At 42.7% G+C, this 23,706-nt stretch carries 19 protein-coding genes; 5 read left to right on the top strand and 14 right to left on the bottom strand.

From position 1 onward, the window contains the following. Positions 1 to 80: 80 nt before the first annotated feature. The 8 genes from ORI98_RS00280 to ORI98_RS00245 form a co-directional block, all read right to left on the bottom strand. Complete coding sequence (locus ORI98_RS00280; RefSeq protein WP_261299747.1) at positions 81 to 737, bottom strand: 3-oxoacid CoA-transferase subunit B; 657 nt, start codon at positions 735 to 737, stop codon at positions 81 to 83. 13 nt (positions 738 to 750) lie between these two features. Beyond that, on the bottom strand, positions 751 to 1,455 hold the full coding sequence (locus ORI98_RS00275; protein WP_261299748.1) for a CoA transferase subunit A: 705 nt from the start codon (positions 1,453 to 1,455) through the stop codon (positions 751 to 753). Between the two features lie 86 nt (positions 1,456 to 1,541). Beyond that, positions 1,542 to 2,429, bottom strand: a complete 888-nt coding sequence (locus ORI98_RS00270) for a hydroxymethylglutaryl-CoA lyase (RefSeq protein ID WP_306133815.1) — start codon at positions 2,427 to 2,429, stop codon at positions 1,542 to 1,544. Beyond that, positions 2,426 to 4,450 carry an acetyl/propionyl/methylcrotonyl-CoA carboxylase subunit alpha gene (locus ORI98_RS00265; RefSeq protein ID WP_261299750.1) on the bottom strand — a complete coding sequence of 675 codons (2,025 nt, stop codon included), beginning with the start codon at positions 4,448 to 4,450 and terminating at the stop codon, positions 2,426 to 2,428. Before ORI98_RS00265 ends, ORI98_RS00270 begins: the two co-directional genes overlap by 4 nt. After that, positions 4,450 to 5,262: an enoyl-CoA hydratase-related protein gene (locus ORI98_RS00260; RefSeq protein WP_261299751.1), complete on the bottom strand. Its 813-nt coding sequence runs from the start codon at positions 5,260 to 5,262 to the stop codon at positions 4,450 to 4,452. The genes ORI98_RS00265 and ORI98_RS00260 overlap by 1 nt, the downstream gene beginning before the upstream one ends. Positions 5,263 to 5,290: 28 nt before the next feature. Then, on the bottom strand, positions 5,291 to 6,898 hold the full coding sequence (locus ORI98_RS00255; protein WP_306133813.1) for a carboxyl transferase domain-containing protein: 1,608 nt from the start codon (positions 6,896 to 6,898) through the stop codon (positions 5,291 to 5,293). Between the two features lie 132 nt (positions 6,899 to 7,030). After that, positions 7,031 to 8,200, bottom strand: a complete 1,170-nt coding sequence (locus tag ORI98_RS00250; RefSeq protein ID WP_261299753.1) for an isovaleryl-CoA dehydrogenase — start codon at positions 8,198 to 8,200, stop codon at positions 7,031 to 7,033. Positions 8,201 to 8,393: 193 nt separating this feature from the next. Beyond that, positions 8,394 to 8,792: a MerR family DNA-binding transcriptional regulator gene (locus ORI98_RS00245; protein WP_306134055.1), complete on the bottom strand. Its 399-nt coding sequence runs from the start codon at positions 8,790 to 8,792 to the stop codon at positions 8,394 to 8,396. Between the two features lie 289 nt (positions 8,793 to 9,081). On the opposite strand from ORI98_RS00245, the gene ORI98_RS00240 reads away from it, so the two are divergent. Both ORI98_RS00240 and gndA read left to right on the top strand, forming a co-directional pair. Then, complete coding sequence (locus tag ORI98_RS00240) at positions 9,082 to 11,001, top strand: propionyl-CoA synthetase (RefSeq protein WP_306133812.1); 1,920 nt, start codon at positions 9,082 to 9,084, stop codon at positions 10,999 to 11,001. Between the two features lie 250 nt (positions 11,002 to 11,251). Continuing rightward, on the top strand, positions 11,252 to 12,781 hold the full coding sequence (gene gndA, locus ORI98_RS00235) for an NADP-dependent phosphogluconate dehydrogenase (protein ID WP_306133811.1): 1,530 nt from the start codon (positions 11,252 to 11,254) through the stop codon (positions 12,779 to 12,781). A gap of 105 nt (positions 12,782 to 12,886) precedes the next feature. Here gndA and ORI98_RS00230 read toward each other — a convergent pair whose 3' ends face one another. Then, positions 12,887 to 13,771, bottom strand: coding sequence for a 1,4-dihydroxy-2-naphthoate polyprenyltransferase (locus ORI98_RS00230; protein ID WP_261299756.1), 885 nt, complete (start codon positions 13,769 to 13,771; stop codon positions 12,887 to 12,889). A gap of 208 nt (positions 13,772 to 13,979) precedes the next feature. Between ORI98_RS00230 and tesB the strand changes: the two genes are divergently transcribed. The 3 genes from tesB (at position 13,980) to ORI98_RS00215 (ending at position 16,679) form a co-directional block, all read left to right on the top strand. Then, a complete protein-coding gene (tesB, locus tag ORI98_RS00225; protein WP_306133810.1) occupies positions 13,980 to 14,843 on the top strand; it encodes an acyl-CoA thioesterase II in 864 nt (287 codons plus the stop codon). A 58-nt stretch (positions 14,844 to 14,901) separates the two neighbouring features. Next, on the top strand, positions 14,902 to 15,297 hold the full coding sequence (locus tag ORI98_RS00220; RefSeq protein WP_261299758.1) for a YbaY family lipoprotein: 396 nt from the start codon (positions 14,902 to 14,904) through the stop codon (positions 15,295 to 15,297). A gap of 65 nt (positions 15,298 to 15,362) precedes the next feature. Continuing rightward, positions 15,363 to 16,679, top strand: a complete 1,317-nt coding sequence (locus ORI98_RS00215) for an MFS transporter (protein WP_261299759.1) — start codon at positions 15,363 to 15,365, stop codon at positions 16,677 to 16,679. Positions 16,680 to 16,708: 29 nt separating this feature from the next. Here ORI98_RS00215 and ORI98_RS00210 read toward each other — a convergent pair whose 3' ends face one another. The 5 genes from ORI98_RS00210 to ORI98_RS00190 all read right to left on the bottom strand — a co-directional run bounded on the left by ORI98_RS00210 (position 16,709) and on the right by ORI98_RS00190 (position 23,096). Continuing rightward, on the bottom strand, positions 16,709 to 18,085 hold the full coding sequence (locus ORI98_RS00210; RefSeq protein ID WP_261299760.1) for a sigma-54 dependent transcriptional regulator: 1,377 nt from the start codon (positions 18,083 to 18,085) through the stop codon (positions 16,709 to 16,711). Beyond that, complete coding sequence (locus ORI98_RS00205) at positions 18,082 to 19,893, bottom strand: ATP-binding protein (protein WP_306133808.1); 1,812 nt, start codon at positions 19,891 to 19,893, stop codon at positions 18,082 to 18,084. Before ORI98_RS00205 ends, ORI98_RS00210 begins: the two co-directional genes overlap by 4 nt. A 119-nt stretch (positions 19,894 to 20,012) precedes the next feature. Further along, positions 20,013 to 21,410, bottom strand: coding sequence for a TRAP transporter large permease (locus ORI98_RS00200; protein WP_306133807.1), 1,398 nt, complete (start codon positions 21,408 to 21,410; stop codon positions 20,013 to 20,015). Next, positions 21,410 to 22,072 carry a TRAP transporter small permease gene (locus tag ORI98_RS00195; RefSeq protein WP_371931097.1) on the bottom strand — a complete coding sequence of 221 codons (663 nt, stop codon included), beginning with the start codon at positions 22,070 to 22,072 and terminating at the stop codon, positions 21,410 to 21,412. The genes ORI98_RS00200 and ORI98_RS00195 overlap by 1 nt, the downstream gene beginning before the upstream one ends. A 73-nt stretch (positions 22,073 to 22,145) precedes the next feature. Beyond that, on the bottom strand, positions 22,146 to 23,096 hold the full coding sequence (locus ORI98_RS00190) for a TRAP transporter substrate-binding protein (protein WP_371931101.1): 951 nt from the start codon (positions 23,094 to 23,096) through the stop codon (positions 22,146 to 22,148). Positions 23,097 to 23,706 lie beyond the last annotated feature (610 nt).

Below are 23,706 nucleotides of genomic sequence, written 5' to 3'. Positions count from 1 at the left end.
TTAAATATATTGAGAATACAAATAAAAATGCGCACTTGTGTATCAGTGCGCTGTTAAGTGGGGGATGTCTATCTTACAGACTAAAACACCATTTCAGGCACATGTTCAGGCACAATTAATTTACCCGCAGTTTTAGCGATAATTTCTTCAACCGAAACCCCTGGAGCACGCTCCAGTAAATGGAATGCACCGTCTTTAATTTCAATAAAAGCTAAATCGGTCATCACACGTTTAATGCAACCATAACCTGTTAAAGGTAGCTCACATAAAGGTAATAATTTTGAATTACCATATTTATCGGCATGCATCATGGTAACAATAATGTTATCTGCTCCAGCCACTAAATCCATTGCGCCGCCCATGCCTTTAATGAGCTTCCCGGGGATCATCCAAGAGGCAATTGAGCCATTAACGTCAACTTCAAACGCGCCTAAAACGGTTAAATCAACATGACCACCACGGATCATGGCAAAGCTTTCAGCAGATGAGAAAAATGATGCACCGGCAACGGCTGTAACGGTTTGTTTGCCTGCATTGATTAAATCTGCATCGATAGCATCTTCTGTTGGGAACTCACCCATACCCAATAGACCATTCTCAGATTGCAGCATTACCTGCATTCCATCGGGAATATAGTTTGCCACCAATGTAGGAATACCAATCCCCAGGTTAACATAAAAGCCGTCTTGCATTTCTTTTGCTACGCGTTGAGCAAGTTGTTCTCTTGATAAAGCCATGTGCTTGCTCTCCTTATTTTGCCGCTTTTACGGTGCGTTGTTCGATGCGCTTTTCAAAGCTTGCTTGGATAACGCGATCAACGTAAATGCCAGGGGTATGAATATGGTTAGGGTCTAATTCACCTGGTTGAACAATTTCTTCGGCTTCTACTACGGTAATTTTACCGGCAGTTGCCATCATAGGGTTGAAGTTGGCCGCTGTTTTACGGAACACTAAATTGCCCATAGTGTCGGCTTTCCAGGCTCGCACTAAGGCAAAGTCTGCGGTCAGAGATTCTTCAAGCACATAATGACGGCCTTTGATTTCGCGGGTTTCTTTACCATCGGCAATCGGCGTGCCGTAACCCGTTGCGGTAAAGAAAGCGGGAATACCGGCTCCACCTGCACGAATTTTTTCAGCCAGTGTGCCTTGAGGCGTTAAAATGACGTTTAATTCGCCAGATAACATTTGCTGTTCAAATGTTGCATTTTCACCGACATAAGAGGCGATCATAGTGGAGATTTGACGTTGCTTGAGTAATAAGCCTAACCCAAAATCATCAACTCCAGCGTTATTTGAAATTGCGGTTAAACCTGTTACGCCCAATTTAACCATATGGTTGATTAGGCCTTCGGGAATACCACATAAACCGAAACCACCAACCATCAAGGTCATGTTATCTGTTAGTCCAGCCAGCGCTTCATCATAGCTGTGAACGACTTTATTAAAACCTGCCATTGTGCTGTCCTTTTCTCGTTTTTATGTTTGATAGATGCTGATTGATATGAGTCAGCAGCTTAAAATCAGTTTGTTGCTAGCCTACATTAGGATAAGGCATTAGCCACTTTAGACGCACTTTTGCGGCCGATAATTTGGCTAATATGATTACCCGCTGTAGCCAGCTTATTTAAGTCGATACCTGTTTCAATACCGATGCCGTGAAGCATGTAAACTAAATCTTCAGTTGCTAAATTACCTGATGCTCCTTTGGCATAAGGACAACCACCCAATCCAGCAACAGAGGCATCAAATGTGGCAATACCCATATCTAAGCAAGCAAAAATATTCGCTAGAGCTTGTCCGTAGGTATCGTGAAAGTGTAGTGCAAGCTTTTCTACGGGCACAACTTTTGCCACAGCTTCAACCATTCTACGGGCATTTACAGGCGTGCCAACACCTATGGTGTCACCGAGAGAAATCTCATAACAGCCCATTTTGTAAAGAATCTCAGACACACGAGTTACTTCACTGACCTCAATATGACCTTCATAGGGGCAGCCAAGGACACAGGATACGTATCCTCTGACTGGAATGTTGTGCTGTTTTGCTAGTTGCATCAATGGGATAAAGCGTTCGATAGATTCATCGATTGAGCAGTTAATATTTTTTTGACTGAAGCTTTCTGACGCGGCGCCAAATATTGCCACTTCATCTGCACCCGACGCTAACGCAAGCTCAAAACCTTTCATATTTGGGGTTAATGCACTATAGGTTACCCCTTTGATGCGAGGCATTTGGGTAAAAATATCGGCGGAGTCGGCCATTTGTGGCACCCATTTAGGTGATACAAAGCTACCTGCTTCAATACGAGTTAATCCTGATGCGGCCAAATCAGCAATTAACTGAAGTTTAGCCTGAGTAGTCACGGCAACTTCATTTTGTAAGCCATCGCGAGCGCCGACTTCAAAAATACTGACTTTTGCGGGCATCATACGCTGGCTTCCTTTTGTGCTTCTTGTGGGGTTTCTTCCACATGTAAAAGCTGTACGCCATCGGTGACCAACTCACCACTTTGGAAGTAAAACTCGGTTACGACACCGTCAAATGGGGCTTCGATGGTGTATTCCATTTTCATGGCTTCCATAACCAGCAGACCTTGGCCTGCTTTCACATGGGTGCCCACTTCAACTAAATGGGTGACCACAGTGCCATTCATCGGCGCTTTTAATTTGTCTGCGCTGTTAACGGTTTCTTCAGCAACTTGTGCTAATACCGCGGTAAAATGATAACTGCCGCTGGGTAAAAATAAGGTAAAGTCGTCAGCCTCGCGGCTAACAGGGACTTTACTTTTGTGGCCATTAATTTCAGCAAACAACACATCATCTTTAATTTGCCCTGCCAGCTTTAATGCTTGGCCGTTTAAACCTAAATGCAAAGCGCCACCAAGATCGGTCATTATCAGATTTTGCAGTTCATGCTTTTCATCTAAAAGGGCGACATGATGAATGCTGGCACTGTTTAGTCTAAAGCCACTGACTTGTCCCCAAGGTGAATAAGGGTCATTGCTGTTTACTGCGTTGGCTTGTGCTTGTTGTTGGCGTAATAACACCTGATACAAACCTGCTAGTGCGATAGCCGTATCTGATTCGCTGTTCGCGTCACCGATCAAAGTATTGCCGTAACGTTCGATAAAGTCGGTACAGAAATCCGCTTTAGCAAATGCGGGGTGTTCTGCAATGTTAGCTAAAAACTCAATATTATGTTTCAAACCACTGATTTGATAGGATTCTAGTGCATGAATTAGGCGCTGCAGGGCTCTAGGGCGCGTTTCGTCCCAAACAATTAACTTGGCGATCATCGGGTCGTAAAAGTTACTGATCACGTCATTTTCACGTATACCAGAATCTATCCGTACATAGCGGTTCTGTTCCGGTTCTCGCAAGAAATTCAGTTTACCGCTGGCGGGTAAAAATTCATTTTGCGGATCTTCTGCGTAAATGCGAACTTCGAATGAATGTCCATGAATGCGCACTTCGTCTTGTTTTAGCGGTAACTCGCCGCCACTGGCAACCACAAGTTGCCATTTTACTAAGTCTTGACCGGTAACCATTTCGGTAACCGGATGCTCGACTTGTAAGCGAGTGTTCATTTCCATGAAGTAAAAACTGTTGTCGGTATCTAACAAAAACTCTACGGTTCCGGCACCCACATAATCAATGGCCTTTGCTGCAGCAACTGCGGCTTCACCCATTTGGATACGTAATTCATCAGACAAACCTGGCGCGGGTGCTTCTTCAACCACTTTTTGATGACGACGTTGAATAGAGCAATCACGATCAGAGAGGTAAATCGCATTACCATGGCTGTCTGCAAATACCTGAACTTCAACATGGCGAGGTTGACGTAAATAGCGTTCCATCAATAATTTATCATTACCAAATGATGAAGTGGCTTCACGACGAGCTGAGCGAATGGCTTCTAAAATTTCACCGTCATTTTCAACGATGCGCATCCCTTTACCGCCGCCACCATATGCTGCTTTTATTAGCAGTGGGAAGCCCACCTGTTTGGCTTGTGCTACTAAATTGGCGTCGGCTTGATCGTCACCGTGATAACCTGGTACTAAAGGCACGTTTGCTTTGCCCATGATCTCTTTAGCGGCACTTTTACTGCCCATAGCATCAATTGCATCACTGCCAGGGCCCACAAATGCAATGCCATTTTGTTCACACTTACGCGCAAACTCGGCATTTTCGGATAAGAATCCGTATCCTGGATGGATGGCTTCTGCGCCAGAACGTTTGGCGATATCAATGATCAAATCTGCTTTAAGGTATGAGTCTGCTGGGGCGCTGCCACCTAAATGGAAAGATTCATCGGCCATGGCAACATGACGGGCATCTTTATCGGCATCAGAGTACAAAGCAATGGTACGAACGCCCATTGCTTGGGCAGTTTTAATAATACGACAGGCAATTTCACCGCGGTTGGCTATCAGTAATTTGGTAATCATTATTTGGCTCCTTTAGGGTCCGTGGCATTTTGCCAAGCCGGAGAGCGTTTTTCGAAAAAGGCATTTAGGCCTTCCTGACCTTCATCAGAAACACGAATACGAGCAATTTTTTCACTGGTATAAGCTAACGTGGCATCGTCTATCACGCCATCTTCTAAATGAGACACTAAGGTTTTAACCCAGGCCATGCCCTGAGGGCTATTGGCGTTAAATGCCGAAATAAAAGGCATGGCAGCGGCGTCTAAATCATTATTAATCGCGTGGATCACTTGATGTTGTAGTGCTTCATCTGCGCTAAAACGCTCAGCGGTTAACATGAATCGTCTCGCTTGACGATTTCCCATAGCACGCACCACATATGGGCTTATCACGGCGGGAATTAATCCAAGCTTCACTTCACTTAAACAAAAACTAGCACCTTCATTAGCGATAGCAATATCGCAGCAACAAATCAGTCCTAACGCACCACCGAAAGCGGCTCCATTGACCAATGCGATAGTGGGTTTTGGGAATTTATCTAATACATGCATTAGCTTGGCAAGCTCATGGGCATCAGTCAGATTTTGTTCAAAGTCCATTTGGGCTTGTTTGCGCATCCAATTAAGGTCTGCTCCGGCACTGAAGTTTTTACCCTTAGCCCGCAAAATCAGCATCTTGCATTCGGCTGAATCGGCAAACAGTGCTATTGCTGAAATCATTTCACTGATCATGACTTCATCAAAGGCATTGTGCTTTTCTGCGCGATCTAATATTAACTCGCCAACGCCTTGATTAAGCTGACATTGGATGTGTTGAAAATCATTTTTAAACATGTTTAATGCTCCTATTGATTGAACGCAATTACATGCGGAACACACCAAACTTGGTGTCTTCAATAGGGGCATTTAATGCCGCGGATAATGCTAAACCAACCACATCACGGGTTTGCGCAGGATCAATAATGCCATCGTCCCATAAGCGGGCGCTAGCATGATAAGGATGACCTTCTTTGTCATACTGCTCGACAATCGGTTTTCTAAATGCTTGTTCTTCTTCAGCGGTCCATTCAACGCCTTTACGGGCTAAACCATCGCGACGCACTGTTGCTAGCACACCAGCAGCTTGTTCGCCGCCCATCACCGAAATACGCGCATTGGGCCACATCCACATCATGGTCGGTTCAAATGCTCGGCCACACATGCCATAGTTGCCTGCGCCATAGCTACCGCCAATAATGACAGTGAACTTAGGGACTGTGGCACAAGATACTGCGGTAACCATTTTGGCTCCGTGTTTTGCGATGCCTTCGTGCTCGTATTTTTTACCCACCATGAAGCCAGTAATGTTTTGTAAAAACAGTAAAGGGATTTTTCGTTGGCAACACAGTTCAATAAAATGCGCGCCTTTTTGTGCCGATTCAGAAAACAAAATGCCATTGTTAGCCACAATACCGACAGGGTATCCATGGATGCGGGCAAATCCACAGACTAATGTGGCACCATAATTGGCTTTAAACTCATCAAAATCAGAATCATCGACGATACGGGCAATGACTTCTTTTACATCGAATGGTTTTTTAAGGTCAGTACCGACAATGCCGTAAAGCTCGTGAATATCATATTTAGGTGGTTTAACCGGACTGAGTAAGCTGGCGATGTTTTTTTGATGATTTAGACGTGATACAGCGCGACGAGCAAGCTCAAGCGCATGATCATCATTTTGAGCTAAATGATCGGCAACCCCGGAAATTTTTGTATGTACTTCAGCGCCGCCAAGCTCTTCTGCGGATACTTCTTCACCTGTTGCGGCTTTTACTAATGGCGGCCCTGCTAGAAAGATGGTGCCCTGTTCTTTAACTATGATTGATTCGTCGGCCATGGCTGGAACATAAGCACCACCTGCGGTACATAACCCCATTACCACGGCGATTTGCGGAATGCCTAAAGCAGACATTTGCGCTTGGTTATAGAAGATACGTCCGAAGTGGTCTCGATCTGGAAAGACTTCATCCTGACGGGGTAAATTTGCTCCGCCTGAATCGACGAGGTAAATACAAGGTAAATGACAACGTTTAGCGATGTCCTGAGCGCGCAGATGCTTTTTGACGGTAATAGGGTAGTAGGTTCCGCCTTTTACCGTTGCATCGTTAGCAATGATCATGCATTCAATACCGCTGACTCGGCCTATGCCTGCAATCACCCCCGCAGCTGGAACATCTTCATCATACACTTCATAGGCCGCAAATTGAGCTATTTCGAGAAAAGGTGATCCTGGGTCCAGCAGTTTTTCTACTCGCTGGCGGGGTAATAACTTGCCACGAGATAAATGACGCTCACAGGCCACAGGTCCGCCGCCTTGTTCAATTTTTATGAGCTTTTTTTGAAGGTCATCGACTAACAAAGCCATATCATCAAATTTGGCTTTAAATTCATCGCTACGAGGATTTATCTTGCTGCTCAGGTGCGTCATGTCAATATCCTTTATTGAGCACAAATTAGAGTATCAAGGGGGAGGGCACAGAGGCCTATTAAGCGTACCCCTCGACAGAAACTCACTTGCCTTGCACTAATGATATTAAGCCTAAGACAAGTGTTATTGCGATTATTTAGATTCGTTAAAGAGTTCGCGGCCAATTAGCATACGGCGAATTTCTGACGTGCCAGCTCCAATCTCATATAACTTAGCATCACGTAATAATCGGCCGGTGGCGTATTCATTAACATAGCCGTTACCGCCTAATAATTGAATCGCATCTAATGCCATTTTTGTCGCAAGCTCGGCGCTATAAAGAATCGCTCCAGCGGCATCTTTACGAGTGGTTTCTCCGCGGTCGCAAGATTTTGCAACGTTATAAACATATGATCTTGCCGCATTCATTCCTGTGTACATGTCGGCAATTTTGCCTTGAACAAGTTGGAATTCACCGATTGATTTTCCAAATTGAACACGTTCATGGACATAAGGGACGACTATATCCATACAGGCAGCCATAATGCCGAGTGGGCCGCCAGATAACACCACGCGTTCATAGTCTAGACCACTCATTAACACTTTTACGCCATTATTAAGACCACCTAAGATGTTTTCTTCTGGAACTTCACAATCTTCAAAAACCAGCTCGCAGGTGTTCGACCCGCGCATGCCTAGCTTGTCGAGTTTCTGTGCCTGGCTAAATCCTTTAAAGCCGCGTTCTACGATGAAAGCGGTAATCCCATGGGCACCTTTTTCTAAATCAGTTTTGGCATAAATCACATAAGTGTGAGCATCTGGACCATTGGTGATCCACATTTTATTACCATTAAGAATATAGCGGTCGCCGTCTTTACGTGCATGCAGCTTCATTGATACCACATCTGAGCCCGCATTCGGTTCACTCATTGCTAACGCGCCGATATGCTCACCGCTAACAAGTTTTGGCAGGTATTTAGCGCGTTGAGCATCATTACCGTTACGGTTGATTTGATTTACACACAGATTTGAATGGGCGCCATAGCTAAGTCCAATCGATGCCGATGCACGGGAAACTTCTTCCATTGCAACAACATGAGCCAAATAACCCATGTTTGCACCGCCAAACTCTTCCGGTACGGTGACGCCAAGTAATCCCATGTCACCTAACTGAGTCCACATATGGTTTGGAAACTCATTATCGTGATCAACTTGGGCGGCAATAGGGGCTATTTCATTGCTAGCAAAACTGCGAACAGCGTCGCGTAACATATCAATATCTTCGCCTAAACCGAAATTAAGGCTGCTGTATAAATCGCTCATGGCTTGTGTCCTGTTGAATTATTATTTTTAGACTCCACGCTATGTTGCGTTTAGGAGTCGTTTGCTTGTCTTTTAAAACTGCTATTACAGCAGTGATGTAAGTACTCTGACCGATTATTCGGCTCTTTGTTGCTGTGCTTACTGGTTGTACAAATTACAAAAAATGCATGAGATGAGAGTCAATCAAACTTGTTTACGTTTTATTACTTTCTAACGCGGCTTTACATTGCTGCTCTGCGGAGTTGAGTTCCATTAGCACCACTTTAATGTCATCCATTTGTTGCTGCAGCGCCGCTTTCTTGTCGTTGACTAACTCAAGCATGGTATTTAATTGTGATGTGCTTGATTTGTCCGCATCGTAAAGTTCGAACAACCGACGAGTTTCAGCTAATGAAAATCCTAAGCGTTTGCCTCTAAGTATCAGTTTGAGTCTGACACGGTCTTTTAGGCTGTAAATGCGAGTTTGACCGCGACGCTTAGGTTTAATTAAGCCCTGGTCCTCGTAAAAACGAATACTGCGAGTGGTGATATCAAATTCCTTTGATAAATCACTGATGGAATATGTAGATTGGGTGCTGACTGTAGCGTTCATCATCTCACCAAATTGGTTTCTTTTGTTGCAAGATATATGAAGTTTACGTAAAGGTAAAGTTTGCGGTAAAAATTCTATTTGGCGACTGTTAATTTGAGTTGCCATTGATTCAGATGGTGTTGATTATCTACATGATAAATATGCTTTTATATTTAGGCTGCATGGTGGAGTCTTAACGCGAATCATTAAATACGTGCCGCGGCAGTATAGATGCTTATCCGTTTGTCTAATAGGGACATTGAATGAATTCTGCTCATAATCAGGTTGGGAGAGCTAAAGGAGAAAAAACATGACGGGTGTAGGAAAGTCATTGCACAACCAATCAATTGCAGATCCAAGGACCTTTTGGGCAAATGCTGCAAAGATGATTACTTGGGACAAAGAACCTGAGAACATCTTAGATGAAACAAACAAGCCATTTTACCAGTGGTTTGCCGACGGCAAGATGAATACTTGCTATAACGCCGTTGACCGGCACGTGGCCGCGGGCAGAGGCGATCGTATCGCCATTAATTACATTAGTCCTGTGACACAAAATCAGTATCAAATTACTTATAACGAGCTGCTTGCTCAAGTGAGTCGTTTGGCTGGATATATGCAATCAATTGGTATTGAAAAAGGCGACAGGGTGGTTATTTATATGCCAATGATCCCTGAAACCGCGTTTGCAATGCTAGCCTGTGCTCGAATAGGCGCTATTCACTCCGTAGTATTTGGTGGCTTTGCTGCGAATGAATTGGCAACCCGCATTAATGATGCCAAACCCAAATTAATGTTGTCGGCTTCGTGTGGCATAGAGCCATCAGGTGTCGTGCCTTATAAGCCGTTATTAGATGATGCACTTAAGCAAGCCACGCATAAGGTTGATCACTGTTTAATTTTGGCAAGACATCAATACCAAGCAGATTTGACCGTGCCAAGGGATGTTGATTGGCAAAGTGCCCTTCAAAATGCTCCGAGTGCAGCGTGTGTATCCCTGAATGCCACGGATCCACTTTATGTACTTTACACCTCAGGCACCACAGGTAAACCTAAAGGGGTTGTGCGTGATAATGGTGGCCATGCGGTGGCTTTATGCTGGTCAATGAAAAATATTTATGACATCGAGAGTGACGATGTTTTTTGGGCTGCATCCGATGTGGGGTGGGTTGTGGGGCACTCCTATATTGTTTATGGACCATTACTCGTCGGCTCCACCACTGTCATGTATGAAGGTAAACCCATAGGCACGCCCGATGCTGCCGCGTTTTGGCGAATTATTGCCAATAATAATGTTAAAAGCTTTTTTACCGCACCTACCGCTATTCGCGCCATTAAGCGTGAAGACCCCGAAGGTAAGTTAATCCAAGATTTTGATTTGTCCTGTTTAAAGCAAATGTTTTTAGCCGGAGAGCGATGTGATCCTGACACCTTAAATTGGAGTCAGACTATGCTAGGTAAACCCGTTATTGACCATTGGTGGCAGACAGAAACGGGTTGGCCTGTTGCATCAAACTTAATGGGTGTTGAGCCTATAGCCATTAAGCCAGGATCGCCTGCAAGACCTGTTCCCGGATATCAAGTGGAAGTGTTGGATGCAATGGGTGAGCAAGTTGCAGCAAATGAAAGCGGCAATGTGGTGATTAAACAACCCTTACCGCCAGGCACCTTAACAACCTTGTGGCAAAATGATGATCGTTATGTTGACAGTTATTTATCCATGTATCCAGGATATTACCTAACGGGTGACGCAGGCTACATAGATGAAGATGGATATTTGTATATTATGAGTCGAATTGACGACATCATTAATGTTGCGGGGCATCGTTTATCAACCGGACGTTTTGAAGAGGTGCTGTGTCAACACCCTGCAGTGGCTGAAGCTGCTGTTATAGGTGTACAGGACAAACTAAAAGGTCAAGTTCCCTTAGGTATGGTCGTGCTTAAAAACGGCGTTGAATTAACTGATGAAGAGTTACATAGCCAATTATTAGCCTTAGTTAGGCAAGAAATTGGTCCTGTGGCATCTTTTCGATTAGTGAGCGCTGTGCCTAAATTACCCAAAACGCGCTCGGGTAAAATTTTACGGGCGACGATGCGTAAAATTGCTGATAACCAGGAATACACAGTGCCCGCAACCATTGAAGATCCCCAAACCTTAGACATTGTTCGCAATACGTTAACCCGAATGGGCTATGCCAATGCATTAACTAAAGCCTTAGGTGAGTAATTTTTTTGCCAAATGTAAACGTCAATGTTAGCTAAGTTAACGGTTTTTATACTTGATAACATTGACGTTTTTAAAGACACATCCTTTACAAACGCGGCTTTACGGTAATAGTAAAAACACATTTTGATTACTGTACGCCATAGAATCTAGGTTTTAACTGGTAATTTAGTTACAAAAATCGCTATAATATTTGTCCATATGGGTTCGCGAATCGCGATAAATCTCTGTGACCTTGTGGAATATAAATCTAATGACTCACCACACAAACTTGTCAAACATCGGCGTTATTGGCCTTGGTGTTATGGGCAAAAACCTCGCTTTAAATATTGCTGATAACGGTTACCACGTTGCTGTTTTTGATCTTGACACCGCAAAAGTTAATGCGGCATTAGAACAGGAGCATCAAGAGCGTAAAGCTGGCTTAGCCCCTCGAATGCAAGCCTGTAATAATCTTTCAGAAATGCTTGATAAACTTGTCTCACCTAAGGTGATAGTGTTATCTGTACCTGCAGGTAGTATCGTTGACGGCATTTGTAATACCCTTATTGAAAGTGGTATCAACAGTGAAGACATCGTCATAGATACAGGCAATAGCTTGTGGACGGATACTGTAGAGCGAGAAGCTCACTATCAAGGCAAGTTTAAGTTTTTCAGTTCAGCCGTTTCTGGTGGTGAAGTTGGCGCACGTTTTGGGCCATCTTTAATGCCTAGTGGTGATGAGTCAGCATGGCAATATGTTGCGCCAATTTGGAATGCAATTGCCGCTAAAGTGGACAGTAAAACCGGTTTGCCGATAGAGCGTTTTGAACCGGGTAACCCTGTGACTGAAGGCGAGCCATGTACGACTTACATCGGTCCTGCGGGTTCTGGTCATTATGTTAAAATGGTTCACAATGGTATTGAATATGCTGATATGCAGCTAATTTGCGAAGCTTATCAATTACTGTATGAAGGCATTGGCTTATCGACATACGACATTGGTGATATTTTCAAACGCTGGAACCAAGGTAGCTTAAACAGTTACTTAATGGGGATCAGTGCGGAAGTGTTACAGCAAAAAGATCCATTAACCGATAAACCGTTAGTGGAAATGATTTTAGACAAAGCGGGCCAGAAGGGCACTGGGTTATGGACTGCTGTAAGTAGTTTGCAGATTGGTTGTCCAGCACCAACAATTGCTGAAGCGGTTTATGCCCGCGCTATCAGCACGCAAAAGTCACTGCGTGTTAGTTTAAGTAACACCCTGGTGGGGCCACAAAAAGCCACACTCACAGAGGCTGAAAAAACAGACTTTATTAACGCATTAGAAGATGCGCTTTATTGCGCTAAAGTATGTTGTTATGCTCAGGGTTTTCAACTTATGGCGATGGAAGCCAAAGAGCAAAACTGGACACTAAACTTTGCTGAAATCGCCAAAATTTGGCGTGCAGGCTGTATTATTCGCGCCACGTTTTTACAATCGATTACACAAGCCTATGTTGAAAATCCGCAATTGGCGAATTTGCTTATGGCAGAAAGCTTCAGCAGCGCACTTGCGGCTAAACAATTAAATTGGCGTAAAACCGTTGCAGCATCAGTGATGCAAGGAATACCAGCCCCCTGTATTGCTTCTGCCGTGGCTTATTACGATAGCTATCGTTGCGAAACCCTACCAGCCAACCTGTTGCAAGGTCAGCGTGACTTTTTTGGCGCGCATACCTTTGAACGTACAGATAAGCCAGCTGGTGAGAAGTATCATTTAGATTGGAGTGCCAAGGTTCGTACTTTAGTTAAAATGTAGTTTGTGGTCATTGTTAAAAAAGGCTTCTTATCAGAAGCCTTTTTATTGCTTGAAGCAAGCATCATTGCGATTGTGTATTAATGCAGATGTAATATATGGCTTAGGCTATATCTGACTGAGATTAATCATCAAACCTGCGCTAAACAACACACTGAATATCATTGTCAGTTTAGCGGTTTTACCGAGTATAGGGTTAAGATCTTCGCCTGAATTGTCTCTAAAATCTCGACTCAGCTTTCTGGCTAATATTAAGGATACACCAGCTAATAGCACTGGCCATCCTTCAAGTGCCCCTAATAAAAAACCAGCAATAATGATCCCAAAAGGCAGGTATAAAAAGCTCTGGTAGAGTACCTTTGCTTGCGGTTCACCAATTCTAACTGCAAGGGTGTTTTTGCCCGCTTTGGTATCTGTTGTGATGTCACGGGTGTTATTCACTAACATAATTGCGGCGTTGAAAAAACCAATTGCGCAGCCCAATAACCAGGCTGTTAATGTTGTCTCTCCTGCCTGTAAATAATAACTTCCCACAACAGCGACAAGGCCAAAAAACACGAATGCGGCAACTTCGCCCAAGCCATGAGATGCCAAAGGGTAAGGGCCGCCACTGTAACAAATTGCCCCTAGAATAGAAGCTGCAGCTAATATCGCGATAGGCCAGCCACCGTGCCAAATTAGGTATGAGCCAACCAGTAATGCGGCTAACAAGCATGCTATCATTGCATTACGCACTGTGGTGGGGGCGATCATGCCACTTTGGGTGACGCGAACCGGTCCCAGTCTTTCTTCAGTATCTATGCCATTTTTATAGTCAAAATAGTCATTGGCTAGATTGACCGAAATTTGCAGTAAAATAGCACATAGCATTGAAATTACAGCAATTAACCAACTGAATTGCATAAGTTCGATTGCCAACATATTGCCAATGAGTAAAGGGCCAATAGCCGCTGGCAGTGTTCTTGGGCGTATCGCCAAAATCCAAGATTGCATAAACACCAAAATAACAAGATTAGTAATCTTGATAGTTTATCAAACATTACTGACTACTGCTGTTGATATTGTTTGCAGCAAATCACTAATTTAGTAATTTTGTATTCAAAAACGGTGTTTAACAATTAAACCCCTAAAAAGACACTAGCCCTTGTTGAAGATTATAGGTTAGGCTAAATGATATTTTTGTGGTTTCTGAGAGTGTTAAATGAGTCAGGTGTTAAACGATTTATTATCATTATTGTCCTTAGAGCAAATAGAACTCGGGTTGTTTAGAGGGCAAAGTCAAGATTTAGGCTTTGGCCATGTTTTTGGTGGTCAGGTGATGGGGCAGGCTTTGAGCGCAGCAAAACAAACCGTGAGTGAAGACCGTCACGCTCACTCTTTGCATTCTTATTTCTTGCGAGCTGGCGATGAGAAATTACCAATCGTTTATGATGTAGAAAGCATGCGTGATGGTGGCAGTTTTAGCGCCAGACGGGTAAAAGCGATTCAAAAAGGTCGACCGATTTTTTATATGACTTGCTCATTTCAAACCCATGAAGAAGGTTATGAGCATCAAGCGACAATGCCGGTTGTTCCGGGTCCTGAAGGTTTGATGAACCAGCAAGAGCTTGCTATGACCATGCGTGATAAAGTGCCTGCCCAAATGCTTGAAAAATTTATGGCCGATGCGCCGATTGAAATGCGTCTGGTCGATCCTTTTAATCCACTAGCGCCATTGACCAGAGAGCCCGTTCGTCATGTGTGGTTAAGGGCTAATGGTGATATTCCCAATGATCATAGTATTCAAGAGTATCTGTTGGCGTATGCGTCAGATTTTAACTTTTTAGTGACAGCCGCTCAGCCCCATGGTGTCTCATTTTTAACCCCCGGCATACGCATGGCGACCATAGACCACTCAATGTGGTTTCATCGCAGTTTTGATATGAGCCAATGGATTTTATACAGCATCGAGAGCCCAAATGCTGGTGGCGGACGTGGTTTTGTTAAGGGGCAGTTTTTTGATCAACAAGGGCGTTTAGTGGCATCTGCAACCCAAGAAGGGTTGTTACGAATGACTAAGCCCTAATGTATGACGTTTAGTTGTTAAACATTATTACCAGCAAAGGATGAATAGGTTGAGCAGTATGCGTAAATTAAAGAGTATTTGGGTCAGTTTTTTTGCAGGGTTATTGTTGCTTACAGGCTGCGTCACAGTTGTGCCAGATGCGCCGGTTGTCGTGAACGGATATGCAGGGTACCTTGAAAAAATAGCCTTACCGCAGGGGAGTAAAATTTACATCGCGATAATTGACATCAATACGCCTGGAGCGATTATTTCGCAAAAGTCTTTTGATATCGCGCGAGCGCCCGTGCCGTTTAAGTTTATTTTCCCCGCAGAGGCTATCGATAAGAGTGTGGATTATGGTGTCGTTGCGATGATCACCTATCAAGGTAAGGTGATTTTTCAAACTTATGATAAATTCGAGGTGATTAATAATGATAAATTCACCACTGAAGTACTCATGAAACAAGTCAACTAAGCTTTTAAAAAGCCAATTAAGTCACCCAGTTCACATTCCACTGCGTTCGCCATTGATTTATCTTAATGGCGAACGATAATGTTTTTTCGTTGTCATCATTCTTTGGCCATGTTGTGATCCACAAAGACGTATCTGTGACCCATTCTGGGCGAATATCAGACCATGAAATAATACCGCCAGAATACGGAAAGCAAAGCCGATTAATTTGGGCGCTTTGCCTTGCATCAGTGGTTATTTATATCAATCTTTATACGGTTCAGGGCATGTTGCCGCTGATTGCCGAGCACTTTGATGTTACCGGCGCACATTCCACTCTTGTGTTATCAGTTACCAGTTTCACACTCGCTTTTTCACTCCTTTTTTATGCGGTGATTTCCGATCGCGTTGGCCGCTTAAAGCCGATTGTGATCAGCTTGTGGTTATTAGCATGCTCTAATTTATTACTGATTTTTGTCACTGATTTCGACTCATTGGTATGGGTAAGGCTGTTGCAGGGCGTACTGTTAGCAGCAGTGCCTGCCATTGCCATGGCCTATTTTAAAGAACAACTTGCCCCTGAGTTTATGCTAAAAGCGGCGGCAACTTATATTACCGCTAATAGCCTTGGTGGGATTTTTGGACGATTATTTGGTGGCTTAATGTCACAGCATTTATCGTGGCAACAATCAATGGGCTTAGTGTTTATCGTTACGCTAATTGGGGTAGCAATAGTCACTTTTCTATTGCCTCGGCGTGAAATTAAGCCGCACCTAGTAAATTTATCTGTTAAACCAGCAAAACTCGCAAAACTACAACAGGATTTACAAGGCTTTTGGGGGCACATCACCGACCGAAAAATGAGTTTAGTGTTCATCATCGGCGGGTTGGCATTTATGATGATGGTAAATCAATTTAGTTTTATTCAGCTGCATTTAATGGCATTACCGTATGAGCTGAGTCGATTCAATGCCACGCTAATCTTTTTGTGTTATCTCAGCGGCACCTTTGCCTCATATTTATCGGCGAAGTGGATTGTACGCTTTGGGTCGATAATCTTATTTAAAGCGGCTTTTTTGTTGATGGTTCTAGGGACCTTGCTGACCTTAGTCGATACCTTATGGGCCATTGTATTGGGCTTTTTGATCACCGCGAGTGGGTTCTTCTTGACCCACAGTTGCTGTAACTCGTTTGTGGCTATTCGGGCGGTAAATCATAGAGCTAAAGCTACGTCTTTATACCTGTGTTGTTATTACTTAGGCGCGGCGTTAGGCGGACCCTATTTAATGGTCTTTTGGCAACATTCACTGTGGCAGGGGGTTGTGGTCGGTTCGCTAACCTTGTTAGCGATGTTGGCGCTAGCAATATGCTTATTGAGCAGAGGGCCGCTAGAAAAGCCGGCCTAATTTAAGTGAGTGTATTATTAGATTCGAGTCTAATTATCCGTAAATTGCTTGCGGTCTATGCCAAATTTTTTCATCTTGTCATATAAGGTTTTACGGGGCAGTTCAAGTTGCTCCATAGTGAGCTTGATACTGCCTTTATTATAATTTAGTGACTCTTCGATAAGTAAGCGTTCAAAAAAATCGACGCGTTGTTGTAATGACATATTGGAGTGCATAGTTGGGTGGTTATCCATATTACCCGCTGCAAACGCAGCTTCAGCACCCAATAGCACGTACCGTTCTGCTAAATTGCGTAACTCACGTACATTTCCTGGCCAATCATGGGATGTCAGCATTGCTTGTTGTTCAGGATTTAATGCGATAAGCGCCTTGTGATAGCGTGTTGAGGCTATCCTGGCAAAATGCAGGAAGAGTAAAGGGATATCTTCTCTTCGCTCCCTCAGCGCAGGGATAGGCACTGTCACTAAATTCAGGCGATAGAGTAAATCCTGACGAAACTCACCGGTTTCACATAATTGTTGTAAATTCACTTTTGTGGCTGCAATTACCCGAATATCAAGGTCAATTGATTGGTTTGAACCTAAGCGTTCTACTTTCCGGTCTTCTAAGACCCTTAAGAGTTTGACCTGCAAACTCAGTGGTGTGCTTTCAATTTCATCTAAAAATAACGTACCTTGATTAGCGTATTCAAACTTACCAATTCGAGTTTTATCGTTGCCTGTATAGGCACCAGCCTGAGCTCCAAATAGCTCACTTTCGATGAGGTTTTCTGGAATTGCACCACAGTTAATAGCAACAAAATTGTGTTTACTGCGATGACTATGATCATGAAGGTATCGGGCGACTAATTCTTTACCTGTACCTGTTTCACCTTCAATCATAATGTCGGCAGGGGCGTTTATCACCTGGTTGAGGATATTACGCATTTTGACTATGCCAGGGCTGTGACCAAGTATTCTTGGCCCAGGGGCAATATGTGATTCTAACTCTTTTTTTAATTTACGGTTTTCCAGGGTTAATTGACGCTTTTCTAAGGCACGTTTTGCTACATCAACGACATGCTCATTGTTAAACGGTTTTTCAAGAAAATCGTAAGCGCCTTTTTTTACCGCATCAACAGCCATGGCGATATCACCAAATCCCGTGATCAGCACAACCGGTAAATCTGGGTCTTTTTGCATTAATTGCTGCAATAAACTAAGGCCATCCAGTTGGGGCATATTAACATCAGAAAATACCACGCCAGGCCAATCTCGATGGATTTGTTCTGCAACCAGCGCTGGTTGGGTGGTTGATGCCGCTGCGATGCCTTCTAGTTTAAATAACTGACTAAGAACACTGCCGATATGGGGTTCATCATCGACAATAATGACTTGTAGCGGGTTAATATCACCTAGTGGACTCAAGTTCGGGCATCCTCATATAAATAAATGGGTAAATGAATTTTAAAAATAGCGCCACCTTCAACATCATTTTCAACGGTTATTTTACCTTGCATTGATTCAATAATTCGCTGTGAAATAGATAACCCTAAGCCTAATCCTTGTCGTTCATTGGTCGTGAAGTAGGGCTCAAATATTTTGCTCATTTGGCCTTCTCTGACTCCGGGACCAGTATCTTGGATGCTAATGATTAGCTTATTACTGGTTGTGGCTTTGCTTGCCGTAATATTGAGTCTTTTCATTGGACTTTGCTGCATTGCTACAATCGCATTACTTATTACATTTACCAATACTTGCTGTAATCTAACGGTATCGCCCCAAATCTGGCACTTACCTTTAAGCATTGTTTTACTGAGTTTTACCCCTTGTTTGTCTATTTCAGGTTGAACGATAGTCAGCGCTTGTTCGATAGCTTGCTCGATTTCTATTGCGTTGTCTTTACCTTGCGATTTACGGGTAAAACTTTTGAACTGAGCAATAATGTCGGCTAATCTGTCGGTCAATTCAATCATGATTTTTAAGTTATTTTTGGCATCGTCAAACATATTTCTTCCCAGAAATGTTTGGGTATTTTGCGCATAACTTCTTAGCGCTGCCAAAGGCTGATTCAGTTCATGATTAATACTGGCGGATAAGCTGCCTATGACGGTCAACTTAGCCGCTTGTATCAATTCATCTTGGGTATCCTTTAGTTTAGTGTTGGCTTGTTCAAGCTCAAGGGTACGCTCTTTCACTCTTTGTTCGAGTAAATTATGAGCATGTAGCATACGGCGTAAATTTTTACGTCGTTCAATGGCATAAAGAATCAGTAATACCAGCAATAGATATAAACTTGCCGTTAATAACATGATGGTAGGCAACGACTTATATAAAGGCTTCAGTGGCGCTAATACATGCAGCGTCCAATTCGCCTTTGGCATCAATTTATTTTTTTCTAAAAATGTTTCACTGCCATTGGCTGAAGTGATTTGGTAGGTATGAACTTCTGCTTCAGCTAAAGCATTATAGGGTGGCTTTATGGCTAATTCGCTGATAGGGCGGGTTGCATAGCGCTTGGATGTATTCAAAGCAAAGCGTTTCGCCTGTGATAAAGGCGCCAAAGAGCGAAAGCGCCAATGGTTTATGCTGGATAAAAAGATAATGTCATCGGGGTCGCTAATCATGAACTCATATTGCCCTGCGATGGCAATACCTGTGCTTTGTTGTTCAATAACGCCAATATCCACCTTCACCACTATGACGCCTAATACTATGCCATTATGCAATACTGGATTAGAAAAATAGAAACCGCGTTTATCGGATGATGTACCTACAGCATAGTAGCGCCCAGCACGGCCAGATAACGCTTCAATAAAATATGGACGAAATGAATAATCTTGATTGATAAAAGTATTAGGTTGCTGCCAATTACTGGCAGCAATAGCGACTCCAAGAGCGTCGGTTAAATAAATATCTGATGACTCTGTCACTTCTTGTAGCTCGGATAAATAGGCATTTAATTGGGCAATTTTTTGAGGATCTTTTTGGGCTAATAAGCCTTCTTGTAAAATGGGATTAGTGGCAATAACTTCTGGAATAATTTCAAATTGTGCCAGTTGTTGATCAATGAACAGCACGAGTTCATTGATCTGTTTTTCAGATTGAGCAGCGATGTCATTTTTGCCCTTATTAAGCCAATACCATTGGCTGGTAAATAGGGTAAGTAACAGTCCAGCGATAAGAATGATACTTAATAAAATTTTGTATTGTATTTTTGTGGTAGCAATAACCATATTTACTCTTAATTGGACATTAAAAAAGTGACAAACCAAATGAGAAAATATCCGTTGTCAGTTAGATTAACAACGGATATTCAATTTTAAGGCTCGTTCATTTTGTTCAATAAATCAAGTTAATAGCCATTCAACTTATCAATGTATTCAGGCAAAAACAGTGATATTTGTGGAATATAAGTAATTAACATTAAGAAACCAAGTAATAAGACTAACCAAGGTAAACATGATTGGATCACCCAGCCCATGCTTTTACCGGTAATTCCCGCGGTAACAAATAAATTGAGCCCCACCGGTGGTGTTAGCATACCGATCTCCATGTTGACAACCATGATAATCCCTAAGTGGATAGGGTCGATGCCTAATTGCGTGGCGATAGGAAACAAAATAGGGGCCATAATCAACAGAATAGCGGAGGGCTCCATAAAGTTACCCGCTGCTAGCAACAACAAATTGACTATGATTAAGAAGCCCCAAGCGGGCAAACCAAAGCCCACAATCGTTTCCGCAATAATATGTGGGATACGTTCAGTGGTAAGAACATGGGCAAAAAGCATAGCATTGGCAATAATGAATAACAGCATGATACTGACTTTTGCGCCATCGCGAACCACATGACGAATCTCTTTATCTGTGGGGGTTTTTATCACCGCCAGCAACATTTGCAGAATATTACGTATTCCAGCACCAACAATAGATTCCTGCTGATTACGCCAAGCCACATTTTTCAATGGACCAATATCACGATAACCAAAGACCGCAATAAAATAGGCATAAACACAGGCTACTGCCGCCGCTTCGGTAGGACTTGCTACGCCGCCATAAATAGAACCCAGCACAATAATAATTAAGGCAAGACCACCCAAAGCTTTCGCGCTTGAAATGGATAAGGCTTTAACCCCAGGGAAGGGACGTGATGGTAAGTTTTTGATTCTGGCTACAACGTAAATTGCCAGCATCAAGATAAAACCCATCATTAAGCCTGGGATTAACCCTGCCATAAACATTCTAGCTGCCGACACTTCAGTTGCGGCAGCATAAACTAGCATCACTATCGATGGCGGGATTAAGATACCTAAGGTGCCGGATGTGGTAATCACCCCTGCAGCGAATTTTTCAGGGTAGCCTGCGCGCACCATACCAACGATAACAATTGATCCGATAGCTGCAACGGTGGCGGGTGACGAACCTGATACCGCAGCAAATAGCATACATGCCATTACCGAGGCCATGGCTAAACCACCGCGAATATGGCCGACACTGTCCATTGCGAAATCAATAATTCTGCGAGCCACGCCGCCCGTGGACAAGAATGCCGATGAAAGAATAAAAAACGGAATCGCCAGTAAGGTGTAATGCTCAGAAGTGGATTCATAAAGCTTCAATGCGATTGAAGCAAGAGAGTCGTTTGAAAATAATAAAATAGTTAGAACGCTTGAAAAACCTAACGCAATAGCGATAGGCATACCAATTAACATACAAACAAGAAGTGTGATAAATAAGGTTGCGATAGTCATTATTTTTCGTCCTTATTTTTTTCTGTTGCTGTGGTTGAATTAATCGCACTTGCTAGTGCTGCTTCATCAATTAAATGCATGCTGTCTTTCGCTTCATCTGCTAATGCAAAGCCATCAGCTTTACCAGTCAAAATGGCGATAAACAATTGTACAAACCGCCAAGCCAACATAGAAAAACCTATGATTAAAATACTTTGAGACATCCAAACGGGTACCGCTCCCTCATCTTCAAGATCGATCTTTAATACATCCCATGCAAAATCAGGATCGAGTTGATGAACAAGAAATGCTGGAAAATCGATATCCTCCATTGGCAGTCCAATTTGGTACATTTGGCTTAAATAATCCCAGCTACCTTTAAGAAATAAACCACAATAGATAACGCATAACGAACAGGCTAATAGCGCAACCCACTTTTTAGGTGCGGGTGATAGTTTACTGACAAAGGCATCAACACCAATGTGCGCGCCGACCTTGACGCCATAAGACATGCCGAATAATACAAACCATCCACACAGAGTCAGGGTCAGTTCTTGTATCCACAGAAAACCGGTATTAAAGAAAAAACGTGCGATAACTTCGCCAAAAACCAATAAGGTCATCAGTGATATCAATAGGTTTAAAAACCCTTCTTCGAATTTATTGAGCAGATTTGAAATCACTTTGTTCTCCTAAATGTTAATGAAAAGAGGGTTGTTATCCTGTTATGACTTTCGATAACAACCCAAGAGAACCCTATTGCGTGTTTGCGGCTTGTGCGGCGTCAATAACGTCTTTACCAATTTGAGACTCAAATTTAGTCCACACAGGTTTCATCGAATCAACCCATTGTTGGCGTTGTACTGCGGTTAATGAAACTAATTCAGAACGTTTTGAATCTAAAATCGCCTGTCTATCTTCACCTTCTTTAGCGGCAGCAATTTGATTGCCTAATACAATGGCTTCATCGAGAGATTTTTTGATAATTTCACGCTTGTCTTTAGGTAGGCTTTTCCAGAAAGTGTTTGACGTTACTAGCATGTAATCTAATACACCGTGGTTACTTTCTGTAATGTGGCTTTGCACCTCATAAAACTTCATTGAATAAATATTTGACCAAGTATTTTCTTGACCATCAATGGCGCGAGTTTGCAAAAGGGTGAACACTTCGGAGAAAGGTTTTTTAACTGGAATTGCTTTTACTGCATCAAATTGAGCGGCAATCACATCAGACGCCATAATACGGAATTTTTTACCGCTGGCATCAGCCGGTGTTGAAAGTGGCGCATGGGCTGAAAATTGTTTCATACCATTATGCAAATAACCTAAACCGACAATGCCTTTGCGATTCATCGCGTTTAAGAGCTTTTGACCTTCCTCAGATTGCTGAAAACGGTCAACTGCTGCCATGTCTTCAAATAAGAATGGTAAATCGAATACCTGCAGTTTTTTGGTGTATCGTTCGAATTTTGATAAAGAGGGAGCAACAATTTGTACATCGTTCAAAAGCAATGCCGCTAGCTCATTGTTGTCGCCGAATAGTTGTGAGCTTGGGAAGACACTTACCGTGTATTCACCAGGTAAACGTTGTTCAACTAATTCTTTAAACTTTAATGCCATTTGTCCTTTAGGGGTATTTTCAGCCACAACATGTGAAAACTTAATTTCAACAGGCTCTGCAAACGCGCTGAAACTTGAAACTAACATTGAAGCTATAGCGGTCAGTTTTGCTGTTGCTTTGATTGATTTCCACACAGGTTTAATTGCAATCGATGGGTACATGTTTGGGCTTCCTTTCTTGATTATTCATTGTTGTTTTTCCTCTATTTGCATTCGAACAATGCATTTGGGATATTGCTGGGTTCCCTAGAGGGGTACAACATAGATAGCAAGGTCAGTGCCAACTTGAAAATAATATTTATCCATATGTTTTTTATAGCTAATTTTTTTTGTTCAATGATGTGTAGCTTATTCTTGGGTCAGAAGAGGAACAGAAGATATGCTGCTATGGGTGGAAAGTCACACATTGATAACATTCGATCATATTGTTAACAAAATGCCGTCTTCTAAGATCATTTTTGAAAGAAACATTCATAAATTGAATGTGCTTAAAAATAGAGAAGGGCGAAACGGTTATTTTTGTGGTTAACAGAGAATGTTATGCGAATCAATTATCAAAAAACAATTATAGATTTGGAGTGTTTTATTGCCGAATAAGACGAACAATATGTGATGTTTAGGATGTTTAGGATGTTTAGGATGTTTAGGATGTTTAGGATGTTTAGGATGTTTAGGATGTTTAGGATGTTTAGGATGT

The sequence above is a fragment of the Shewanella sp. ULN5 genome (assembly GCF_030731885.1).
GTDB classification, from domain to species: domain Bacteria; phylum Pseudomonadota; class Gammaproteobacteria; order Enterobacterales; family Shewanellaceae; genus Shewanella; species Shewanella holmiensis.
The sequence above is the reverse complement of the archived record's forward strand: the minus strand, read 5'-3'. Positions and strand labels throughout refer to the sequence as shown.